Raw genomic sequence first — 24,030 nt, 5'->3', positions numbered from 1 at the left:
GCGTAAAGTCCAGCCCGGTTGTATAGATTGTCAACAATCGGGCTGATTTATGTCTGCTGCCTCTCCTGAAAGTGCACGAACCCTTGCTGACCGGGTATTTGCCCGACTGCAGGACGATATTGTGCGCGGTGAGATCCCGCCCGGTTCCAAGGTCAGCGAAACCGAGCTGGCCTCTCGTTACGGCGTCAGCCGTGGCCCTCTTCGTGAAGCCATTCGTCGGCTTGAATCCCGCAAACTGCTTGAGCGCGTTGCCCACGTGGGCACCCGCGTGGCTTCACTCAGCTTTGATGACCTGATCGAAATCTACCATGTGCGTGAAGCCCTTGAGGGCATGGCGGCGCGTCTGGCTGCCGAGTGCATGACCCAGGCAGAAGTGCGAGGCCTGTACGATGTACTGGGCCAGCACGAGCAGCAACAGGATCTTCGGGAAGATACCGCCTATTTTCAGCGTGAGGGCGATCTGGATTTTCACTACCGCATTATCCAGGGTAGCCATAACGCGACGCTTAGCCAGATGTTAATTGGCGAGCTGTATCACCTGGTGCGCATGTACCGCTATCAGTTCAGTTCCGTGGCCAATCGCCCCCAGAAAGCCCTCAACGAACATCGCCATATTGTCGAGGCCATTGAGTCCCGGGATGGCGAAATGGCGGAGCTGCTGATGCGCCGCCATATCAGCAGTGCCCGCAAGAACATTGAAACCCAATATGCCGCCCACAAGGCGGAAAATCTGAAACCGGACCAATAGGAGAACGCCATGTCAGCAAACCTGACCGCCGGCGCCCGCTTCCGTAAAGCGCTCGCGGAAGAAAAGCCCCTTCAAATCATGGGTACCATCAACGCCTACGCGGCCATGATGGCTGAGCAGACTGGCTACCGTGCTATCTACCTGTCTGGCGGTGGCGTGGCCAACGCCAGCTATGGCATGCCTGATCTGGGCATGACCAGCATGAACGATGTGCTGGAAGACGTGCGTCGCATCTCCAGCGCAGTAGAAACGCCGCTGTTGGTGGACATTGATACCGGTTGGGGTGGGGCGTTCAATATCTCCCGCACCGTGAAGGAAATGATCAAGGCCGGTGCCGGCGCGGTGCACCTGGAGGACCAGGTGGCACAGAAGCGCTGTGGCCACCGCCCCAACAAGGAAATCGTCACCCAGGCGGAAATGGTGGACCGGGTGAAGGCTGCCGTCGATGGCAAGACAGACGACGATTTCTTCATCATTGCCCGTACCGATGCCTTCCAGATGGAAGGCCTTGAATCTGCGGTAGACCGCGCCAAAGCCTGCATAGAAGCCGGTGCAGACGGCATCTTCGCGGAAGCGGTACACACCCTGGAAGACTACAAGGCGTTCAAGGAGGGCCTGGGCGACGTGCCGTTGCTGGCCAACATCACCGAGTTCGGCGCGACCCCGCTGTTCAGCCGTGAAGAGCTGGCTGAAGCTGGTGCCGATATGGTGCTGTACCCGCTGAGCGCGTTCCGTGCCATGAACAAGGCGGCGCTTCAGGTTTATCAGAGCATCCGCGAAAACGGTCACCAGAAAGACGTGGTGGACATCATGCAGACACGTATGGAGCTGTATGATTTCCTCAACTACCACGATTATGAGCAGAAACTGGACGCACTTTTCGCGCAGAACAAGGGTTAATGGCCACTCTGTAGGAGCACCTATCGAGGTGCGAACTCGGCTTTGAATTTCCCCTGACAGGGGTTCGCGCCTCGAGAGGCGCTCCTACAGAAAGGCATCGTATTTATAAGCGGTGCAGGGCTCTAAGCCTGAAACCCAGGTTCAGCCCGTACCTCATTGTAGGAGGCTGCTTGCAGGCGAATGACTTTCGCTTGCAGGCAAGCTCCTACGGAAAGCAAACAGATTGATTAGGAGATAAACAATGGCAGAAGGCAAAAAACTCGGCGGCGCTGGCCTGCGTGGCCAGGTAGCAGGTAAAACCGCACTCTCCACCGTGGGTGTATCCGGCTCCGGTTTGACCTACCGCGGTTACGACGTGAAGGACCTGGCGGAAAACTGTCAGTTCGAAGAAGTGGCGCACCTGATCCTGAAGGGCAACTTGCCCACCCAGGCGGAACTGGATGCCTACAAGACCAAACTCAAAGGTCTGCGCAGCCTGCCCCAGGCCCTGAAAGAAGTGCTGGAGCGCATCCCGGCTGACGCCCACCCCATGGACGTGATCCGCACCGGTTGCTCCATGCTGGGCAACCTGGAGCAGGAAGACACGACGGTAATGGGTGAGTTCCCGACCCAGGAAGCGTGCATCGACCGCATGCTGGCCTGTTTCCCGTCCATCATCTGCTACTGGTACCGTTTCAGCCATGATGGTGTGCGTGTTGATGAAAACACCGACGACGACTCCATCGGAGCCCACTTCCTGCACATGCTCCGTGGCGAAAAGCCCAACGAGCTGCATGAGCGCGTGATGAACGTGTCCCTGATTCTGTACGCAGAGCACGAGTTCAACGCCTCTACCTTCACCGCCCGGGTGTGTGCGTCCACCCTGTCCGACATCCACAGCTGCATCACCGGTGCCATCGGCACCCTGCGTGGTCCGCTGCACGGTGGCGCCAACGAAGCGGCCATGGACATGATCGAGAAGTTCACGTCTGCCGATCACGCCGAGCAGGAAATGATGGGCATGCTGGCGCGCAAGGAAAAGATCATGGGCTTCGGTCACGCGATCTACAGCGAATCCGATCCGCGTAACGCCATCATCAAGGAATGGTCCGAGAAGCTGGCGGCTGACGTGGGCGACACCGTGTTGTACCCGGTTTCTGTACGTTGTGAAGAAGTCATGTGGCGTGAGAAGAAGCTGTTCTGTAATGCGGACTTTTTCCACGCATCTGCGTATCACTTCATGGGTATTCCGACCAAGCTGTTCACCCCGATCTTCGTGATGAGCCGTCTGACTGGCTGGGCTGGCCACGTAATGGAGCAGCGCGCTGACAACCGCATCATCCGTCCGAGCGCGGATTACACCGGTGAAGATCTGCGTCCGGTCACCCCGATCGCAGAGCGCGGTTAATCGCTTTTAGCTTATAGCCCTTTGTAGGAGCTTGCTTGCAAGCGAAATCTTTCGTCTGCAAGCAGACTCCCACAGTTTCATTCATTACTCAGGCTCAGCTTGACCCAAGCTCCTGTATAGAGTCCCTGACAAAGAGTCCCAGGCTATGAACACTGAATATCGCAAGCAGCTTCCCGGCACCCAGCTGGACTATTTCGACACCCGTGCGGCTGTCGACGCCATCCAGCCTGGGGCCTATGACAAACTCCCGTTCACCTCGCGCATCCTGGCCGAACAGCTGGTGCGTCGCTGTGCGCCGGAATCCCTGACCGATTCCCTCAAGCAGCTGATTGAGCGCAAGCGCACCATGGATTTTCCCTGGTACCCGGCGCGCGTGGTGTGTCACGACATTCTCGGCCAGACCGCACTGGTGGATCTGGCTGGCCTGCGTGACGCCATCGCCGAAGAGGGCGGTGACCCTTCAAAAGTAAACCCGGTGGTGCCCACCCAGCTGATCGTGGATCACTCCCTGGCGGTTGAGCACCCAGGTTTCGATAAAGACGCCTTCCAGAAAAACCGTGACGTGGAAGAGCGCCGCAACGCCGACCGTTTCCACTTCATCAACTGGACCAAGACCGCGTTCGATAACGTGGACGTGATCCCGCCAGGTAACGGCATCATGCACCAGATCAACCTGGAGAAAATGTCTCCGGTGGTGCAGGTTCGCGATGGTGTGGCGTTCCCGGATACCTGTGTGGGCACCGACAGCCACACCCCCATGGTTGACGCCCTGGGCGTGATTTCCGTGGGTGTAGGTGGTCTGGAAGCCGAAAACGTAATGCTAGGCAATCCGTCCATGATGCGTCTGCCCGACATCGTTGGCGTGGAAATGACCGGCAAACTGAAGCCGGGTATTACCGGTACGGATCTGGTGCTGTGCCTGACCGAGTTCCTGCGCCGTGAGCGCGTGGTAGGCGCCTACCTGGAATTCTACGGCGAAGGAGCAGACAGCCTGACCGTGGGCGACCGTGCCACCATCGCCAACATGACGCCGGAGTACGGTGCCACCGCCGGCATGTTCTTCATTGATGGCCAGACCATCGACTACCTGAAGCTCACCGGCCGTGAAGACGAGCAGGTAGCCCTGGTAGAAACGTTCGCCAAGGAAACCGGCCTGTGGGCCGACAGCCTGAAGAGTGCCGAGTACGAGCGCGTACTGCACTTTGATCTGTCCAAGGTGGAACGTAACCTGGCGGGCCCGTCCAACCCCCATGCACTGTTGCCGGTCTCCGAGTTGGGCAGCCGTGGTATCGCCAAAGAGTGGCAGGAAGGGTGGAAGGAAGAAGACGGTCTGATGCCCGATGGCGCCGTGATCATCGCCGCCATCACCAGCTGTACCAACACCTCCAATCCGCGCAACATCATCGGCGCCGGCCTGTTGGCCCGTAACGCCAACAAGCTGGGTCTGGTACGCAAGCCGTGGGTGAAGAGCTCCCTGGCTCCCGGTTCCAAGACCGTGAAGATGTACCTGGAAGAGTCCGGTCTGCTGCCTGAACTGCAGGCGCTGGGCTTTGACGTGGTGGCCTTTGCCTGCACCACCTGTAACGGCATGTCCGGTGCGCTGGATCCCAAGATCCAGAAAGAAGTCATCGAGCGTGACCTGTACGCCACTGCAGTACTGTCCGGCAACCGTAACTTCGACGGCCGTATCCACCCCTACGCCAAGCAGGCGTTCCTGGCGTCACCGCCACTGGTGGTGGCCTATGCCATCGCCGGCACCATGCGCTTCGATATCGAAAAAGATGCGCTGGGCAAGGACCAGGACGGCAACCCGATCTACCTGAAGGACATCTGGCCTTCTGATGAAGAGATCGATGCCATCGTGAAATCTGCGGTGAAGCCTGAGCAGTTCCGCAAGACCTACATCCCCATGTTCGAGAAGAAGGGTGACGGTGTGCGCGCAGCCAGCCCGCTGTACGACTGGCGTCCGCAGTCCACCTACATCCGTCGTCCTCCCTATTGGGAAGGCAACATGGCCGGTCAGCGTGAAATGAAGGGCATGCGTCCGCTGGCGATCCTGCCGGACAACATCACCACCGATCACCTGTCGCCGTCCAACGCCATCCTGCTGGACAGCGCCGCGGGTGCCTACCTGCACAAAATGGGCCTGCCGGAAGAGGACTTTAACTCCTACGCGACCCACCGTGGTGACCACCTGACCGCCCAGCGTGCGACGCTCGCGAACCCGAAACTGTTCAACGAGATGTGTCGTGATGAGAACGGCGAAGTGATCCAGGGGTCTCTGGCTCGCGTGGAGCCGGAAGGCGAGCAAATGCGCATGTGGGAAGCCATTGAAACCTACATGGAACGCAAGCAGCCGCTGATCATCGTGGCCGGCGCGGACTATGGGCAGGGCTCTTCCCGTGACTGGGCGGCCAAGGGTGTGGCGTTGGCCGGCGTGGAAGTGATTGCTGCCGAAGGTTTCGAGCGAATCCACCGCACCAACCTGATCGGCATGGGCGTGATGCCCCTGCAGTTCGAGGAAGGCACCACCCGCAAGACCCTGGCGCTGGATGGCACCGAGATCTACGACGTGGAAGGCGACCTGTCTCCCCGCGCTACTCTGACGCTGGTGATCACTCGCCAGAATGGCGACGTGGAGCGTGTGCCGATGCTGTGCCGACTGGATACCGAAGAAGAAGTGTCCGTGTACACCAACGGCGGCATCCTGCAGAAATTCGCCAAGGAGTTCATGGCGGAAGCGGGCTAAGGCTGAAGTCTCTGTAGGGCCTGGCTTAATCAGCAGGCCCTGTTGAAGCGTGGACTAAAGCAGATGCCCCTGTGGGAGTTTGCTTGCAAACGAACGAAACTTCGCGTGCAAGCACGCTCCCACATAGGACACCAATGACTCCCGTAGGAGCCTGCCTGCAGGCGATCTTTTCGCTTGCAGGCAGACTCCCACAGCCTGACTTTCTGTAGGAGCGTGCTTGCACGCGAACAACCGACATTCTGCAGAAGTTCGCCAAGGAGTTCATGGCGGAAGCGGGCTGAGGCTGAAGTCTTTGCAGGGCCTGGCCAAATCAGCAGGCCCTGTTGAAGGGTGGGCTAAAGCAGATGCCCCTGTGGGAGTTTGCTTGCAAACGAAACTTCGCGTGCAAGCACGCTCCCACATACGACACCAATGACTGCCGTAGGAGCCTGCCTGCAGGCGATCTTTTCGCTTGCAGGCAGACTCTCACAGCCTGACTTTCTGTAGGAGCGTGCTTGCACGCGAACAACCGACATTCTGCAGAAGTTCGCTAAGGAAACTCATGGCGGAAGCGGGCTAAGGCTGAAGTCTCTGTAGGGCCTGGCTTAATCAGCAGGCCCTGTTGAAGCGTGGACTAAAGCAGACGCCCCTGTGGGAGTTTGCTTGCACGCGAACAACCAACCCCGCCGGTACCACCGCCGGGGTTTTTTGAAAGGAGCAATACCATGGCTCATACACCCCAAATAAAGATTCCCGCCACCTACATGCGTGGCGGTACCAGCAAGGGCGTGTTCTACAGCCTCAATGATCTGCCCGAAGCGGCCCAGGTCCCCGGCGAAGCCCGCGACAAAATCCTGCTGCGGGTGATCGGCAGCCCCGACCCCTACGGCAAACACACCGACGGTATGGGCGGCGCCACCTCCAGCACCAGCAAGAGCGTGATTCTGTCCAAAAGCGAAAAAGCGGATCACGATGTGGATTACCTGTTCGGTCAGGTCTCCATCGACAAACCGTTTGTGGACTGGAGCGGAAACTGCGGGAACCTGACTGCGGCGGTGGGCTCTTTCGCCATCAGTAACGGCCTGGTTGCCGCTGACCGCATCCCGGACAACGGCATCGCCGTGGTGCGCATCTGGCAGGTGAACATCCAGAAAACCATTGTTGCCCACGTGCCCATCACCAATGGTGAAGTACAGGAAACCGGTGACTTCGAACTGGACGGCGTGACCTTCCCGGCGGCAGAAGTGCAGGTGGACTTCATGGACCCGGCAGACGGGGAGGGCGCCATGTTCCCCACTGGCAATGTGGTTGATGAACTGGAAGTCCCCGGCGTGGGCACCTTCCCGGCCACCATGATCAATGCCGGCATTCCCACCGTTTTCGTTAACGCAGAAGATATCGGCTACACCGGTACCGAGCTGCAGGGCGACATCAACGAAAACAAGGACGCTCTGGCCATGTTTGAGACCATCCGTGCCTACGGCGCCAAGCGCATGGGCCTGATCGAGAACATCGAAGAAGCGGAAGCCCGCCAGCACACCCCGAAAGTGGCCTTCGTCTCCAAGCCGAAAGCCTACGCAGCCTCCAGCGGCAAGCAGATTGGAGAAGGGGATATCGACTTGTTGGTACGTGCCTTGTCCATGGGCAAACTGCACCACGCCATGATGGGCACCGCAGCTGTCGCCATCGCCAGCGCCTCAGCGGTACCGGGCACCTTGGTGAACCTGGCTGCCGGCGGCGGCGAGCGTGACAGCGTCACCTTCGGCCACCCCTCCGGCACCCTGCGCGTCGGCGCCGGCGCCAAGGAAGAGAATGGCCAGTGGACCGCCACCAAAGCCAGCATGAGCCGCAGCGCACGTGTCCTCATGGAAGGCAACGTCCGCATCCCCGGCGACTGCTTCTAAGCAACGCCAGCTGAAACGGGTAGGGCGGAAATCGGCGAATGCCGATCTCCGCCATACCTGCCACATCCCCGGTTTGTAGGAGCGGTGGTTCCACCACGAAAAAGCCCACTTAAACCCTTCGCCTGCAAGCAGCCTTCCACAGCAATCTCCACCCCTTGAGTCAAAAGGCCACTACAAAGCCCTGTGGAAGCGTGCTTGCACGCGAAAATCCAGGGAAGGACTCAAAAGTCACACCAGGGCAACTAACCCAAGGGTATTCTGGTCCTCTGACACCCTTGGAACCTCATATAAGCCACATCCATCTCCAAAAACGCCCGCCCAGCCTCTGATCATCCAAGAAACCTGCTTTCTGTAGGAAAATGGGACCGGTGTTCAGTATTTACCTATCCTTGTGGCTAATAAACGCTTATCGGGCTCCAGTTTCGCCCCTTCAAGGCTGCTGGATAAACGCTAAATGTATAACTGTGCACTTTGGTAACGTAGTGCGTGCCTAGATTATGAGCACAATCGTGCACTATCTGGCGTGACTTCAATGGGGTAATTCTAACCCGCTGAAATTCCTAAATTTATAACCTCGTCATTGTGTATTGTTTCTGTTAACAAGTGTTGCGATAGGTGGTTGCCGTGTGTAATCTTGCGATTAAAGATGACCAAAACTGCCAGGCAGGGAATGTTTACTGCCAGCAAATAACAAAAAACACCGAGGTCAATGTGCGCTCATTCTTGCTTCTCTCATCATCAATCTTAAGTCTGACTGCTTGCGGCCTGTGTCGCGCAGATATGAAGCCTGTCGATGATCTCGTGTTGCAGGGTGTAACTGGCCAATCAGGCATCGCAATCGGGCTCGAGCTAGACATTAATGTCGTAGACATTAACGGTGATGGTCTTGTTGATATTAATAATGGCCAATTTCAACAAGTAACAGGGTGCGGTCTGGGAAACTTTGATTCATCTCCTGCAGGAACTTGTAGGTTGGCTCTAAATTTCGCGAACAGAGCGAACGAGTGGCTAGTTCTAAAAGACTTCTACGGTAGCCTTCGAATTGACAATCTCTACCTAGATGGCGGTTATTTGTCAGCTGCTGATAGTGATCCTGCAACTTATGATTCCTCTAAATTCTTCGATAGCTCTGGGAATTGCTTGTTAGGCAATGGCATTGACTGTTCTGATCTGTCGACTGGAGTAGGGTTTGAGAACCTTCCAGCGATGGTGGTGAGAATGCCCGGCTCTTATTCGGGGGGGGCATTCACTGACCCGACGTATACCCCTGGTAGCCCTGGAACTGGTGGGGTTAGTTCCGGTTACGACAGTATAAGGATGGGGCTGACGATAGGTGGTGCTTCAATAGAGTACGGTGCCACAGGCTATGCGCAGAACAACCTTGGTTCATTTCTGGGGATAAGCATTGCTGATAACAACTCTGCTTATGCAGGGGCGGATGTTAGAGGGAGTGCTTATGTCTTCGGTTTCTAACTCTATGGGCCGGTGGTGCTGCAATCTTAGCTGGAGAGCAGCTTTAAACTTTCTAGCTATTTTCACCATATCTACTAATGTTTCTGCGATGACATCACTTAGTGATGAGGCATTGTCTGGTGTTAGTGGCGCAGGTATTGCTGTCGCTCTCGATGATTTTCGTTTTGCAATGGCTCCGACCAGCTATATTGAGCTAACTGGCTCTGATGGAGGAGCAAATTGGCAGCGTGGGGATGCTCGTTACTATGGCCTTTCTCTCACAGGAGGAGGGAGTGGGACCGACTGGTATGGTGATGGCTGCGCCAGTGCCGACCCTCTCTCTTGCCCGTTAGGAGTTGGGACTATCAGTGATTTTGCGTCGGTCTATAACCCATTCCTCCTCCGAGTTTTTCAGTATGAAGGATATGACTATCAAGGCACGTATCGTAATCAAATAGCCCCCGGATCCGCTAATTCTATGCCAACAGTATTGGAGTTGATTGGGCCAAGTAAGGTACCCGATCCATGGCGCTGGTCTTTCTTGGGGGAGCTTGAGGTAGGCAGAAATGCTGGTTCGCCCGCTGATGTTGGTTCAAACCACAGTGAGGCAACTTTTCTTCAAAGCCAAACCATCATTTATGGTAAACCCATTACTGCTGATGGGCGACCAGCAATTCTCAGACTTCTGAAGGTTGAAAATACTGCTGATCCTACCTTTGGGCTTATGTACCAAAGTGCACTGTCTGGTGACTTTCGTTTCTCAGTAGCCCATTCGACGGATGGAGGCCCAGACGGTTTACATGAAGTTCCGAACTTTGATGATAATGAGGGTGTGCATTTCAAAAACGTAGATGCTTTCCTGCCTTTGGGGCAGCTTCATTATCAAGCGATTACTTTAGACAATGTGGCACCAGGTGACGGGAATTTTGTGATAGAACTCACTCGACTCCCTGGTAACGACGCAAATATTTATAACGACTTTTATAGTTTCTCGAGTGATTGCACTGGGGTTTATTCGGGTGTCGATTGTGGATACAAGCGTACGGGGCGACCTGAACGTTATAATGAAACCCATGGCTATGTTTATTGGGGTGACCCTAGTAGCAACAATTCTGATGCAAATACAACGGATGGCATCTACTTTAAAGCCCCTGCAGGTGAAACCTTTCAGGCATACGCAAGAACAAATAACTCTGCCCCTGAGGGCAACAACAGTATTAATTACTCAATGACAGGAAATGCGTTTAACCTCGGAGATGCTCGGGTTGAAGGCTTGTTGGTGCAACATCTTAAAATCACAAGTTTGGGGGCCAACTGATGAAAGTTAATGCTTTTATTCATGGCTGTTCTATCTCATTGATCGTGGTTTGCTTGTTTTTGAACTCGCCCTCGTCTAAAGCCATGACATCCCTTGATGATGATGAACTAAGCGATATAACAGGTCAGGCTTTGTTTGTTTCCGATTATGTGAGTGGTGTCGGTACCAATGACGGTGATCCTTATAACGAATTTGGTTTTTATCGCATGGGCCTTGATGTTGAGCTTGCAATGAACGCAAATATTGACAAGCTCGCTTTGGGGTGTGGGGGCGTGAACGATAATCTGGTTGTGGGATGTGATATTGACTTCGACTACGTCAGCTTTATGGGGCGTGTTGGCAGTGGTCCAGGGAGTCCTGTGACATCTGATTTTAAGCTAACTCGTCCGTTTGTGGAGCTGGCAGTTAAAAACGATGACAATCCAACATTACGACAGATTGCGGGCATTAAAATTGGTTCGCAGTCCGCAGATGGCTTTGTAAGTATCGGCAGGCGCTATCAAAGCGGCCAAATAAATCATGAAAATGGCGGGCAGTGCGGGTCTGGGAGTAATGCGTTAAATTGTCATTCCGGCATTAATAATTTGAGCGGGGCCTTGGGTGTTGAAATGTCTGTCGCTGTTCCCATTAAGCTAAATATTTTATTCGGGGCTGGCTTTTCGGGTATCGCATGTTTCGGTAATACGGCGAACACCTCTGATGACTGCGGCCCTTCGGAAAAATTTACGACGCAAGTGACGGGTACTAGAATGACTGCAGTCGGTCTCCAAGATGTGGATTTGACAAACAACGGAGGCCTGTTTGATCTGATTAGTTCCGCTCGTGCAGATATTTCTCAGTCGCTAAGGTTTATCCACGGCTTCGCCTTGCAAGATACAAGTGATTTTGGTCTATCTTTTCAGCGTGAGCGTATTAGTTATCCAAACTTTGATCAAAATGCATATACTCAGACTGCCAATACAGGCTGGTGGATGAATGTGCCTGATGTGAAAGTTCTTAATATTCAGGGTGAGCAAGTAACCTTGAACTTATTAGATGCAATCTCTGCCTTAGGGGAGGGGGTTAATCTCACAAATATTGAATTGAATCAGACTCCGGCAATTAACTGCTACGGCAACAACAGATTCTGTTAAGGGGAATATCATGGTTATAGTTGACCTTGACACGATTCGCACAGCACTCCGATCTGGAATTTTATTCTTGATTGCTGGGCAGGTTGTTGCAATGGACTCTCTTTCAGAGCACGAACTGTCTGCCGTTTCGGGCCGTGATGGGGTGACGATTAACCTTCAAAGTGACAGCTCAGATCTGAGCAACGGTATAGAAATCTCCCAAATTTCTTGGGCAACGGACCAGTCATCAGTCGTTGATAGCAATACATTGTTTGTAGACCAAATTGATATCGTTCCTGTTGGGCCTCTTGGGGGCGTCGCAACCTCTCCGCTAGATATTTCTGTCGCTATTGATGCCTTTACTAACACTAATTCAGGAAGGCCGAGCCTGGCAATTGATCTTTTTTGGGAAAGAATGCGTGTGTCAACAGGCGCGATATATATGGCTGATGACACGAGCGCTACCTTTGGTCGTGCGGCGTTTGATAGTAACGGACGATTTGTTCTAAAAGGTGATGGAGGGATTCTGAACTCCACGGCTACTGATGCAGGGCTTCTAATAAACCTTGGTTCTGTCGACGCTTCAGATCCCGCTCCGAGCAATTGGACAATCAATAGCCCTAGCCAGTTTTATTATGCTCAAAATAATATTGCAGGTTCTTCCGAACTTGTACTTGATAACTTAGGCTTTCTTTTTAATATGCAGCAGGGGGCTGTCGGCGTTGACTCTGACGGGATCATTGTCAGGAGCGCACCGGGTAGTCGAACCGATTTCCATCTCACCTTTGACATTCTTTACGATCAGTCAGGTTCTTCGCCTTTCGAGGTCACTGCTGAGGATCTTCCGGTTCTTCATTTCGGCTGGCGAGGAGGCTGGGAAAATTTACTTTTTCAACTGCAAGGTAAAGGTGCATGGCCGTCCGAAGTTCATAACCAGGGCCTGACAGCTTCTCTGGGATTTGATTTTGCCGATGATTACCAGGTCATTTTGGGTGAGGCTGCAGGAAGTAAGGCATATATAGAATTGTCAGCACCTGAAAGCCTTCTTGGAAGTGGGCTCGGATCAACCTCATATTCAGGCAAGGATTTTCAGATTGGTTATCTGACATTAGATACTTTGCATGCTTCCCGAGGTCCAGGAGGAATTTGTTTCGGTGCAAACACCGGCGATTTTGGTGTCAATGGTGCCATTGGGTGTGTTAGTGGCTCTGGAGTTGTTGCTGCGCCGGAACAAGTAAATATTGCTCCAGAAGACAATGCATTTGCTTTGATCGCTCGTGACTGGCGGCTAAGAGGCTATTCCTCTGAAGTTGTCTATCGAGATGAAGCTAATGGTGATGTTATTGATGAAAACTGGGCGCTTATCTATACCTTTGGTGATCTTGACGCAAACATTTATTCATATCCTCAATTCGGTGGCGGGCTTTACATTGACGTTGTTGCTGCTCTACAAACATTCGGAGCAACTGACCAAGAGCGTTGGCAGAATGGCTCTCATTTCATGATTGGTGATACTGATAATAACCTTGCCATCGGCCTCGTCGGCGCCGATCTACTTTTTGCAGCAAACAATATGCAGGTTGGGCTTGGAAATTCAGGGTTGTCGCTGGATAGTCCGCAAGCCAGATTCCAGATTCGAGGCATGCTTGGGGGCGGAGACATACCGAACATGGCAGTTCCACAAAGTATGGCCTACGTTGACATCAATTTAGAGTCAGATCGTTTTGTCTTTGGTCTTGAGCCCGCGCCTTTAGGGCAAAGCTATCTTGGCTATTCTGCTTTCTTGAGTCTAACAGACCTCAATGTTAATAATTTCTCAAATCAGCAGGGAGGGGCTCATGGGAGCGATGATGGGTCTTATATATCTCTTGCGGAGCCATCACTGGATCGTTTGGCGGTGGATTTTCGTTTGGCTGATTTGAGTGGTGATATCGAAATAGATAACGGGATGCTTGATCTAAGAACAAGTTCTGAAACAGATCATGGCAGACCGGAATTACGGATATCGCACACACTGAAACTCGGGGGCGCAGCTGTCCAGCCGGCTGGTGCTGCAGGTGATGTATTTAAGGTTGGCAGGGTCGAATTTGGTAACCGGGAACTTGGTTCAATTGTGGTGCCGGCTGGTCAAATGAACGCTGCATTGATTCTCAAAGAGCAGCGTTGATTATTTTCCCTTGACGCTCCCCTGTCTTCTGGGCGGAGGGGATGACTAAGGGTTTTTCGTCATAAGCATCCTTCGGCGTCTCGTCTCCCATTTCCCAGTTATTGATCTGTTGTGGGTGTTGGCCCCTTTGCGTGCAAGCACGCTCCAACATAGACCTTGGGCGTGTGCGAGCAAATTCGAAGTAATTACCTGCTACTGCAGCCGCCGCTTCAACCCCTTCATCGCCAACACCCGCGTACTGATCTCCTCAATCGACAGCTCGGTCGCATCCAGGTACGGGATATTGTGCTTGTTATACATGGCTTCCAGGGCGCGCAGTTCCATGTCGCACTGACGCAGTGAGGCATAGCGGCTGTTGGCCTTGCGTTCGCTGCGGATGGCGCTGAGGCGTTCGGCGTTGATGGTCAGGCCGAACAGTTTGCTCTTGTGCTCCTGCAACGCCTTGGGCAGGCGAAGATCGTCGAAATCATCTTCTGTGAGTGGGTAGTTGGCGGCAAAAAGGCCGAATTGCAGGGCCAGGTAAAGGCTGGTGGGCGTTTTTCCGGAGCGGGATACGCCGATCATGATGATATCGGCCTGGTCATAATGGCGGGTGCGTGCGCCATCATCGTTATCCAGCGCAAAGTGGACGGCGTTGATGCGAATCCGGTAGGACTCGGCATCGCGAATGGCGTGACTCTGGTTGATCTTGTGGCTGGAGCGCATGCCCAGTTCTGCTTCCAGCGGGTTCAGGAAGGCGCCGAACAGGTCCAGCACCATGCCTTTGCAGCCGTGCAGAATCTCGCGGTGTTCGCTGTTGACCAGGGTTGAGAACACAATGGGCTTGGCGCCATCCTGGTCGAAGGCCTTGTTGATCTTCTCTACGGCTTCCCGGGTTTGCTGATCTGACTGCACGAAGGGCAGGGTGACTTGCAGGAAATCGATACCGCCAAACTGGCTGAGCATGCTGTGGCCCAGGGTTTCTGCGGTGATGCCGGTACCGTCGGAAAGATAGAAGGCTGTTCGGGTCATGATGGGTTCGCTGTGGTCTGTCTTTTATGGCGACTTGGCCTTGGGATGGCGTGACATTGACCCACGAGTTTCAGGCGAATCGCTTGCAGGCAAGCTCCCACAGGGGCATTGGTCAGGCCAGGTGCGAGGCTAAGTCGTTGTTTTGTCATGGCAGTCTAGTGTCTCCGCACGACGTATGCCACCGAAATGACGGTCATTTTGAGGAAATTGGCCGTTGTCCTGGCGGGGGGATGGCTTTACACTCCGCGACCTTCCGTAACCTGACTATTATCCTTGTAAATTCAATGGGATAGGGCGTTTAAAGTGACTGGCCAGTATGAAAGGGCCATTGCTGGCCGAAAGTCGGGTGCATTTTCGCGTGAAGGGCAGGCAAAGCGTGACGGTTTTGAGTAGAATGTCGGCTCGATTTGATCCGGCAACGCCGGTCATTGCCGTGTAGCAAGCCCGAATAAGGCGCTGAACGCCTTGGGCAGTGCGGATTCGGCAGCTTCCGCGCCATCAGGATTTACCCGGTATAACGTATTTAAGGAGACGACCTTGGCGGAATATGTAGTCTGGTTTCAGGATCTGGGGAAGGACGACGTAGAGCACGTTGGCGGCAAGAATGCCTCCCTGGGCGAAATGATCAGCAATCTGTCGGCAGCGGGTGTCTCCGTTCCCGGCGGCTTCGCGACCACTGCTGAAGCCTTCCGTGAGTTCCTCGAGCACAACAACCTGACACAGCGTATCAACGACGCGTTGACCGCGCTGGATGTCGAGGACGTGAATGCCCTGGCCAAGACCGGTGAGGAAATTCGCCAGTGGGTCATCGATGCACCGTTCCAGCCTGCGCTGGAAGAGGCGATCCGTGAGGCCTACGTGCAGATCGGCGAAGGCAATGCCGACCTGCCGGTGGCGGTACGTTCCTCTGCGACCGCAGAAGATCTGCCGGATGCTTCCTTTGCTGGCCAGCAGGAAACCTTCCTGAACATCCGTGGTATCGATAGCGTAATGATCGCCGTCAAAGAGGTGTTCGCCTCCCTGTTCAATGACCGTGCCATCAGCTACCGGGTACACCAGGGCTTTGACCACAAGCTGGTTGCTCTGTCTGCGGGTATTCAGCGCATGGTTCGCTCTGAAACCGGTGCCGCCGGCGTGATGTTCTCCATGGATACCGAATCCGGCTTCCGTGATGTGGTCTTCATTACCGCGTCCTACGGTCTGGGTGAAATGGTGGTTCAGGGTGCGGTTAACCCGGACGAATTCTATGTTCACAAGAACACTCTGGTGAACAACAAGCCTGCCGTGCTGCGTCGCAACCTGGGCAGCAAGATGCAGAAGATGATCTACGGCGCGGAAGCCACTGCCGGCAAGTCTGTGGAGATCGTTGATGTGGATCGTGATGATCGCATGACCTTCTGCCTCACTGACGAGCAGGTAGAGAACCTGGCTCGTCAGGCCATCGAGATTGAGAAGCACTATGGCATGCCCATGGATATCGAGTGGGCGCTGGACGGTGACGATGGCAAGTTGTACATCGTACAGGCCCGTCCGGAAACCGTGAAAAGTCGTTCCGATGCCAACGTGATGGAGCGTTACCTGCTCAAGCAAACCGGCAAGGTGCTGGTGGAAGGTCGCTCTATCGGTCAGCGTATCGGTGCCGGTGTGGTCCGTGTCGTGCACAGCATCAAGGAAATGGACAAGGTCCAGCCTGGTGATGTGTTGGTTACCGACATGACCGACCCGGATTGGGAGCCGGTCATGAAGCGTGCGGCTGCCATCGTCACCAACCGCGGTGGTCGTACCTGTCACGCTGCGATTATCGCCCGCGAGCTGGGTGTGCCTGCGATTGTGGGTTGTGGCGATGCCACCGATGTCCTCAAGGACGGTATGGAAGTGACCGCGTCCTGTGCGGAAGGTGACACCGGCAACATCTATGAAGGCAAGCTGGACTTTGATGTACAGCGCAACTCCATCGAGTCCATGCCCAAACTGCCGTTCAAGATCATGATGAACGTGGGCAACCCGGACCGGGCCTTCGATTTCGCTGGCCTGCCGAACCAGGGTGTGGGCCTGGCGCGTCTTGAGTTCATCATCAACCGCATGATCGGTGTGCACCCGAAGGCGCTGTTGAACTACGACACCATGCCCCAGGACATCAAGCAGAACATCGACAAGCGTGTCGCTGGCTACGGCGATCCGGTGGACTTCTATGTAGAGAAGCTGGTGGAGGGGGTCTCTACCCTGGCCGCCGCATTCTACCCGGAGAAGGTCATCGTTCGTTTGTCTGACTTCAAATCCAACGAATATGCCAACCTGATTGGCGGCAAGCACTACGAGCCGGAAGAAGAAAACCCCATGCTGGGCTTCCGCGGTGCCAGCCGTTACATCAGCGAAAACTTCCGCGACTGCTTTGAGCTGGAATGCCGCGCCATGAAGAAAGTGCGCGACGAGATGGGCTTCACCAACGTGGAACTGATGGTGCCCTTCGTGCGTACCGTTGGTGAAGCGGAGCAAGTAATCGATCTGCTGGGCAAAAACGGCCTCAAGCGTGGTGAGAACGGCCTGCGCGTCATCATGATGTGTGAGCTGCCCACCAATGCCCTGCTGGCGGAAGACTTCCTGCAGCACTTCGACGGTTTCTCTATCGGTTCCAATGACCTGACCCAGCTGACCCTGGGTCTTGACCGTGACTCCGGTATTGTTAGTCACCTGTTCGATGAGCGTGACCCGGCGGTGAAGAAGCTGTTGAAGATGGCCATCGATGCCTGTAATGCCGAGGGTAAGTACATCGGTATCTGTGGGCAGGGCCCGTCGGATCATCCTGATCTTGCCAAGTGGCTCATGGAGCAGGGGATTTCCTCTGTGTCCCTGAACCCGGATTCGGTTCTGGATACCTGGTTCTACTTGGCGGAAACGCACGGCGAGTAACTCGCCACGCTTGACCCGCCCCGTGCTTCATCGCACAGTAAAAAGCCCGCTTCTGCGGGCTTTTTACGTTGTGGCCATTCAGGGATTGCTGCCGGTGTTTTCTTGCAAGTAAGCGGGTTGCATCATTCGCCTGCAAGCAAGCTCCCGCAGCAATGTTTGAGCACAGATTGCGAAGGTGAGGGTGGAGCATGTTTCATCGTCTGGTGCGCACCATGGATCTCTATGACGGGCTGCGAATGCCTGTCAGGGTGGGTAGGGAAGAATTGTTGTTGATCCATGAGGATGGCCAGAGCTGGTTGATCCAGCGCCGCTGCCCCCATGCGGATTTTCCTCTCGACCGTTGTACCGTGTCCGGCAACCAACTGCGTTGCCCGGGGCATGGCATGGAGTTTTCCCTGCGCACAGGGCAGTGCCTGACCAACAGTTACCGCATTGAGCAGTACCGGATTGATTATGACGGCCCGTGGCTGGGAGTGGAGGCATAAAATCAGTTACAGCTACGAGCTACGAGCTACGAAAATCGAAACAGAATCGGGTAGTGGTCTTGTCAGGATTCTATTAGCTCGAAGCTCATCATGGCTGGCCTAGCGCGCCGCGACGACTTCTTCTTCGCCCATGCCTTTTGAGAAGTGCCCGGCATAGCGCTGCTTGAGCTGCTTCACCTTGCGCACGTATGCCTGGGTTTCCTTGAAGGGAGGAATGCCACCGTAGCGGCGTACATTGCCTTCGCCGGCATTGTAGGCGGCCAGGATCTCATCAAGCTGGCTGAACTTGCCTTTCAGGTAGGCGATAAAGCGGGTGCCACCCAGAATATTCTGGCGGGCATCGAAGGGGTTGCTGACGTTCAGAGAGGTGGCTGTTTCGGGCATTAACTGCATCAGGCCCTGGGCGCCAACCCGTGATACGGCTCTGGGGTCGAACAGGGATTCGGCGTGGATGACCGCCTTGATCAGCGCGGGTTCCACATCGAATTGTGACGCCGCCTGGGAGATCATGCTGTCATAGCGGTCGCGTTCCTGCGAGGTGAGCGCACGGGGGGTATAGCTCCAGCCTTTGCGCACCGACAACAGGGTATGGTCCCGGCCAACCCGCTCCTGCGGCTGATCGGTAAACAGGATCGTGCCGTCCGCGGCGCGATATTTATAGATATCGCTTGCGCAGACCGAGCCTGTAAACCCGAGGATTCCGCTGACCAGCAGCGCCAGCAGAGCGCGCTTGTTCATGTGATGTCGTACCCGATTATTGGTGGCCGATGTGGCTGGCCTTTTATTGTGTGCTATCGCCACGCAGGAAACTGGGCGATTCCCCCAATACTAGCCGGTGTGTCATTGATGGCCGAGTCATACCCGATAAAATGGCATGATGTCAGGGCCAGCGTATGCACAGACGGCCTACCATCATACTCGCTGCGCCTCTGAGGCCCAAGACCTGACGCGTTTTTGGCAAAACACGACAAGGAGAGTGTATGTTCCCGGAACAACTACAGCCCTGGTTGACGGGCATTATCGCCTGGCTGGCACTGGGGTTTCTTGTGCTGGTCCTGCTGCTGATGTTGGTCGCCGCGGGGCTATGGGTCCAGGATCGTTTCTTCCAGAAAAAGCATGCTATCCGGCGTAATTTTCCCCTGATCGGGCGTTTTCGCTATTTCTTTGAGCATATTGGCGAGTTTTTCCGCCAGTATTTCTTTGCCATGGATCGCGAGGAGCTACCTTTCAATCGTGCTCAGCGCAGCTGGGTGTATCGTGCGGCCAAGAATTTGAGCAATACCTCCGCATTCGGCTCAACCAAACAAATCGGGGCAGGACGGGTTATCTTCATGAATTGCCCCTATCCAACGCTTGAACGCAATGCTGCCGAGACGCTACCTATCATGGTCGGCCCCCATTGTGAGCAGCCCTACGTGGCGCGCAGTATTTTCAATATTTCAGGCATGAGCTACGGGGCACTTTCGAAGCCGGCGGTTCAGGCACTATCGAAAGGGGCGGCCATGGCTAACTGCTGGATGAACACCGGGGAGGGCGGGTTGTCGCCTTATCATCTTGAGGGAGGGTGTGACATCGTTTTCCAGATCGGGACAGCCCGTTATGGGGTTCGTGACGAGCACGGGGAACTGGATGATGGCAAGCTCCGGGAAGTGGCATCCCATCAACAGGTAAAGATGTTCGAGATCAAGCTCAGCCAGGGCGCAAAACCGGGTAAGGGCGGCATCCTGCCGGCGGGAAAGGTAACGAAGGAAATTGCGGCGATTCGTGGCATTCCCCCCGGAGAAGCGTCGATCAGTCCCAATGGGCAACCGGAGGTGAATGATGCGGAATCCCTGCTTGATCTTGTTCATAGGGTAAGAACGGTGACCGGCAAGCCCACGGGGATCAAGCTTGTGTTGGGGGCCTGGGGCTGGCTGGAAGATCTGTTTCTGGCGATCCATGACCGGGGGCTGGAATCGGCTCCTGACTTCATTACCATTGACAGCGGAGACGGCGGCACCGGTGCTGCACCCATGTCATTAATGGATGATGTGGGCCTCTATCTGGCTGAATCCCTGCCTCTGGTCGTGGATCTGCGTGATGGCTACGGCCTGAGGGATCGCATCCGTGTTATCGCATCCGGTAAATTGATAAATCCGAGCATGGTGGCCTGGGCCATTGCTGCTGGGGCTGACTTCTGTGTTTCTGCGCGCGGCTACATGTTCGCGCTGGGCTGTATCCAGGCGCTGCAATGCAACAAGAATACCTGCCCAACCGGTGTTACCACACACAATGCCCGTCTGCAGCGTGGTCTTGTGCCGGAAGACAAGGCACAAAGGGTGGCACATTTTCACGATAACCTTGTCAAGGAAGTGGAAACCATCGCCCATTCCTGCGGTGTGACAGAGCCCCGGCAGCTCAAGCGTTTTCATGCCCGTATGTTAAGCAGTAACGGCGAGTCGATTCCCCTTGATCACCTGTGGCCTGTGGTCCAGCCGGGTTTCCATCTGGAGCATGGGCGCCCCAGCGAGCAGCCTGTGAAGGTGCGCTGGCAGACAGGGCGGCCGTAACGTAATTTGCCGGCCTGCATCCAATGCACTTACCTTCCTTTGGCTGTAACGCCATAGAGCAAAACCGTTTTGAAAGGAGTAGCGAGTGAGTAACGAATTTGATCTGGTGGTGATAGGCGCGGGTTCTGGTGGGGTGCGTGCTGCACGGATGGCCGCAGGACACGGCGCCCGCGTTGCCATTGTGGAAGAACGGTTCTTCGGCGGCACCTGTGTCAACGTGGGATGTGTACCGAAAAAGCTGTTTTCCTACGGTGCCCACTTTCCGGATGAATTCGCACTGGCAAAGGATTTTGGCTACTCCGTAGACAGTTGGGATTTTGACTGGCCTACCTTGCGGGAGAACAAAAGCCGTGAAATTGAACGCCTGAATGGTATCTACAAGAAAATTCTCGACCAGGCCGGTGTCACCATTATCGAAGGCCACGGTCGTATAGAGGGGCCGGGGCGGGTGTCCGTGGGCGAAAGAGTGGTCACCACCGACAAGATACTGGTGGCAGTCGGCGGCAAGCCGTTTGTCCCTGATTTTCCCGGCAAGGAACTGGTCAGAATTTCCGACGATCTGTTCTATCTCGACCAGTTACCCGCTCGGGTCGCTGTGGTGGGGGGGGGCTACATCGCTACCGAATTTGCCGGCATTCTTCACGGGCTGGGTTGTGAGGTTACGCAGATTTACCGCGGTGGCCTATTCTTGCGGGGGTTTGATGCCGACATCCGCGAATTCGTAGCTGAACAGATGGCTGCGCATGGTATCAGCTTGCGATTCAATACGGAGGTGACGCGTATTGAACTAGAAAGAGAAGGGGGCACCCGGCAGGTATTCACCGAGAGAGGTGAGCAGCTGGAATTTGACGAAGTCTTCTACGCTACTGGCCGTGTTCCGTTGCTGGATAATCTCTTTGCCGAAGACTGTATGCCGGTATTGAATAGCGGTGGCGCCATCAAGGTTGACGAACACTATGAAACCAGTATCAGGGGGGTGTTTGCGCTGGGTGATGTGACTGACCGTCTTCAGCTCACGCCTGTGGCACTTGCCGAGGGCATGTGGCTGGCTGCATACCTCTATGGCAAGGATAAGCCACAGGCGCCACTGGATTATCGCAACATTGCCACCGCCGTGTTCAGTCACCCCAATATCGGTACGGTCGGGATGACACAGGAGGAGGCACTGGCACAATGTGGCGCAATCCGGGTGTACAAGAGCAACTTCCGGCCCATGCGCTACACCCTGGGAGACCGCCAGGTGCGTTCAATGCTCAAACTCATCGTGGATGACGTCTCCGACCGTGTAGTGGGTTTGCACATGGCGGGTGAAGATGCTGCGGAGATTACCCAGGGCTTCGCTGTTGCCATCAAGATGGGCGCCACCAAAGCAGACTTCGACGCCACCGTGGGAATTCATCCAACGGCTGCCGAAGAACTGGTGACCATGCGCCAGGGGGAGTTGATCACTGCCAGCCCCTAATCGTTAAAGGTGGACAGCCGGTTAATGCACTGCGGGCGTAGGGACAGGCCTCCTCGCCGCGGCTGCAGGAGCTTAACTGCAAGTGATTCGAACCTTGGCGAGAAAAGTGACGAGTTACGAGTTTCGAAGGTGAATCCGCGCAGTTAAGCGGGCTTTGGCCTTTGATTTTCGAAACTCGTACCTCGCCGCTGCTTTTCACAAACGTTCCAGATTCACCGGGAGTCCATCACCGGGTACCGGCAGGCTGGTGAGATCCAGCGGCATTTCGTAGTCTGCCGGGACACTCCAGCGGTAGTTAAGTAGTACCTGGTGAAGTATGGCTTTGACCTGCATTTCCGCAAAATGTAATCCGATGCATTTGTGTGCACCGCCGCCAAAGGGTACCCATGCATAAGGGTGTACCTTGTCTTCACGGCGTTCCTCACTGAACCGTTCCGGGTCAAATTTCTCGGGTTCTGGCCAGATTTCTTCCATGTAATGGGTGAAGAAGGGGCTAACAGTGATAAAGCTGCCCTTGGGGATCAGGTAGCCATTGAACTCCACGTCCTTGACCGTTTTGCGGGGCATGGACGGTACCGGCGAGCACAGACGCAGGGCTTCTTTCATGGCCATGCCAATGCCTTCCAGGCTCGCCAGGTCTTCGTAGTCGATACAGGTCTTGCCCAGAGCCCGGCTTTCTTCGCGGAGTTTCTCCTGCCACTCGGGGTTCTTGGCCAGATAGTAGAACAGGGTGCACAGGGTGATGGTAGAGGTGTCATGGGCGGCCATCATCAGGAAGATCATGTGGTTGACCACATCATCGTCGGTGAATTGTTGACCCTCTTCAGTTTTCGCGTGGCACAGCACGCTGAACAGGTCTGAATCCTGGCTGGCACGTTTGACTGGTAGCCCCTTGCGGAAAAACGATTCCAGGACTTTGCGGCCTTTCAGCCCTCTGGCCCAGCGACCTCCTGGAACATTGAAACGCACCAGGGCAGTACCTGCGCGAACCGTGTCAATAAACGCGGTGTTGACAGCATCGGCTTCCGGACCCAACTCGTAGCCCATGAATACGTCCGTGGCAAGATCCAGTGTCAGCTGTTTGACCGCACTGAGTACATGAAAGTCCGGAACCTGTTCCCAATGCTGTATGCCGTCTTCGATGTTCGGTCCCATGCGCTGCAGGTAACCTTTCAGTACATCCCGGTTAAAGGCCTGCTGCATGATCTTGCGATGCCATTTGTGCTCATCGAAATCGAGCAACATGATGCCACGGTGGAAAAATTTGCCGATGAAAAAGTCCCAGCCATCATGATTTGAGAACAGGTCGCCACGGTTCAACATCACAAACTGGTTGGCTTCCGGGCCGATCATTTGCACGATGCGCAGGCCGAAACTGCTCGTCCAGGATATGGGGCCATAGCGATCATAGCGCTGCCGCATTACGCCGATAGGGTCGCGCATTAGTGCAAGGGTGTTGCCAATCACGGGTAACCCGCGGTCGCCGGGAATTGCCTTGAGGTGGCTGGTGGCAGGGACGGTGCTTAACGGCTGAGACATTATTATTCTCCTGTCGACATAGTGTTTACTATTAGTCCCGGTAGGGCATCAGGAGCAAGAGTTGGGAGATAGATTTTGTGATCATGTCTACCTTTGATCTCAAAACGGCCTGACATGATTACCAAGCAGATCCTGGTGCGCTCATCAGGTTGAAATTTAGCCAGTCAGGGCAACCTTCAGCGCCACCGTGGCCCGGGGAAATGCTCAAGAGGTTATCAAGGGACTTATCCACAGCTTTTGTGAGTAACTTGCGGTCGCTACAGGCACTGTGAGTCCACTGGTGAGCTGTGTATCATTCAGCCTTTATTTACTGCCGGGGTGGCAGTTGAGCCCGAGACTTGGAGCCATAAGGTTCGGG

General features: G+C 54.9%; 16 protein-coding genes. 13 read left to right on the top strand and 3 right to left on the bottom strand.

Annotated elements, in window-relative coordinates; all coding sequences use genetic code 11:
• Window positions 1-49 precede the first annotated feature (49 nt).
• The 9 genes from GQF00_RS02940 to GQF00_RS02900 all read left to right on the top strand — a co-directional run bounded on the left by GQF00_RS02940 (window position 50) and on the right by GQF00_RS02900 (window position 13,716).
• Window positions 50-748: a GntR family transcriptional regulator gene (locus GQF00_RS02940; RefSeq protein ID WP_161317654.1), complete on the top strand. Its 699-nt coding sequence runs from the start codon at window positions 50-52 to the stop codon at window positions 746-748.
• Window positions 749-757: 9 nt separating this feature from the next.
• Window positions 758-1,648: a methylisocitrate lyase gene (gene prpB / locus GQF00_RS02935; protein ID WP_161317653.1), complete on the top strand. Its 891-nt coding sequence runs from the start codon at window positions 758-760 to the stop codon at window positions 1,646-1,648.
• A gap of 241 nt (window positions 1,649-1,889) precedes the next feature.
• Window positions 1,890-3,035 (top strand): 2-methylcitrate synthase, encoded by a 1,146-nt coding sequence (gene prpC, locus GQF00_RS02930; protein WP_161317652.1) that lies wholly within the window; start codon window positions 1,890-1,892, stop codon window positions 3,033-3,035.
• A 145-nt stretch (window positions 3,036-3,180) separates the two neighbouring features.
• Window positions 3,181-5,784 carry a Fe/S-dependent 2-methylisocitrate dehydratase AcnD gene (gene acnD / locus GQF00_RS02925; protein WP_161317651.1) on the top strand — a complete coding sequence of 868 codons (2,604 nt, stop codon included), beginning with the start codon at window positions 3,181-3,183 and terminating at the stop codon, window positions 5,782-5,784.
• 704 nt (window positions 5,785-6,488) lie between these two features.
• The gene (gene prpF / locus GQF00_RS02920; RefSeq protein ID WP_161317650.1) at window positions 6,489-7,667 is read left to right on the top strand and encodes a 2-methylaconitate cis-trans isomerase PrpF; all 1,179 of its coding nucleotides are present in this window, start codon (window positions 6,489-6,491) and stop codon (window positions 7,665-7,667) included.
• Between the two features lie 624 nt (window positions 7,668-8,291).
• A complete protein-coding gene (locus GQF00_RS02915) occupies window positions 8,292-9,140 on the top strand; it encodes a DUF6160 family protein (protein WP_161317649.1) in 849 nt (282 codons plus the stop codon).
• A complete protein-coding gene (locus tag GQF00_RS02910) occupies window positions 9,124-10,437 on the top strand; it encodes a hypothetical protein (protein ID WP_161317648.1) in 1,314 nt (437 codons plus the stop codon). Before GQF00_RS02915 ends, GQF00_RS02910 begins: the two co-directional genes overlap by 17 nt.
• Window positions 10,437-11,570 carry a hypothetical protein gene (locus GQF00_RS02905; protein WP_161317647.1) on the top strand — a complete coding sequence of 378 codons (1,134 nt, stop codon included), beginning with the start codon at window positions 10,437-10,439 and terminating at the stop codon, window positions 11,568-11,570. The genes GQF00_RS02910 and GQF00_RS02905 overlap by 1 nt, the downstream gene beginning before the upstream one ends.
• Before the next feature lie 10 nt (window positions 11,571-11,580).
• On the top strand, window positions 11,581-13,716 hold the full coding sequence (locus GQF00_RS02900) for a hypothetical protein (protein WP_161317646.1): 2,136 nt from the start codon (window positions 11,581-11,583) through the stop codon (window positions 13,714-13,716).
• Between the two features lie 192 nt (window positions 13,717-13,908).
• On the opposite strand, the gene GQF00_RS02895 is transcribed toward GQF00_RS02900, so the two are convergent.
• On the bottom strand, window positions 13,909-14,727 hold the full coding sequence (locus tag GQF00_RS02895; RefSeq protein ID WP_161317645.1) for a pyruvate, water dikinase regulatory protein: 819 nt from the start codon (window positions 14,725-14,727) through the stop codon (window positions 13,909-13,911).
• 537 nt (window positions 14,728-15,264) lie between these two features.
• On the opposite strand from GQF00_RS02895, the gene ppsA reads away from it, so the two are divergent.
• The gene (ppsA, locus tag GQF00_RS02890) at window positions 15,265-17,637 is read left to right on the top strand and encodes a phosphoenolpyruvate synthase (protein WP_161317644.1); all 2,373 of its coding nucleotides are present in this window, start codon (window positions 15,265-15,267) and stop codon (window positions 17,635-17,637) included.
• 188 nt (window positions 17,638-17,825) lie between these two features.
• Window positions 17,826-18,122, top strand: a complete 297-nt coding sequence (locus GQF00_RS02885; RefSeq protein WP_161317643.1) for a Rieske 2Fe-2S domain-containing protein — start codon at window positions 17,826-17,828, stop codon at window positions 18,120-18,122.
• A gap of 99 nt (window positions 18,123-18,221) precedes the next feature.
• Here GQF00_RS02885 and GQF00_RS02880 read toward each other — a convergent pair whose 3' ends face one another.
• The gene (locus GQF00_RS02880; protein ID WP_161317642.1) at window positions 18,222-18,860 is read right to left on the bottom strand and encodes a transglycosylase SLT domain-containing protein; all 639 of its coding nucleotides are present in this window, start codon (window positions 18,858-18,860) and stop codon (window positions 18,222-18,224) included.
• 242 nt (window positions 18,861-19,102) lie between these two features.
• Here GQF00_RS02880 and GQF00_RS02875 point away from each other — a divergent pair, with 242 nt between their 5' ends.
• Together GQF00_RS02875 and gorA are read left to right on the top strand one after the other, a co-directional pair.
• The gene (locus GQF00_RS02875; protein ID WP_161317641.1) at window positions 19,103-20,671 is read left to right on the top strand and encodes an FMN-binding glutamate synthase family protein; all 1,569 of its coding nucleotides are present in this window, start codon (window positions 19,103-19,105) and stop codon (window positions 20,669-20,671) included.
• Between the two features lie 85 nt (window positions 20,672-20,756).
• Entirely contained in the window at window positions 20,757-22,133 is a 1,377-nt protein-coding gene (gene gorA / locus GQF00_RS02870; RefSeq protein ID WP_161317640.1) for a glutathione-disulfide reductase, read from the top strand.
• Between the two features lie 195 nt (window positions 22,134-22,328).
• Here the strand turns inward: gorA and GQF00_RS02865 are convergent, their stop codons facing one another.
• The gene (locus GQF00_RS02865; RefSeq protein WP_161317639.1) at window positions 22,329-23,672 is read right to left on the bottom strand and encodes a cytochrome P450; all 1,344 of its coding nucleotides are present in this window, start codon (window positions 23,670-23,672) and stop codon (window positions 22,329-22,331) included.
• Window positions 23,673-24,030: the final 358 nt, after the last annotated feature.

Origin of the sequence: Alcanivorax sp. DP30, from assembly GCF_009882945.1 — a bacterium.
GTDB lineage: Bacteria > Pseudomonadota > Gammaproteobacteria > Pseudomonadales > Alcanivoracaceae > Alcanivorax.
Note: the sequence above shows the minus strand (reverse complement) of the source record. Positions and strands in the feature narration are given on the sequence as shown.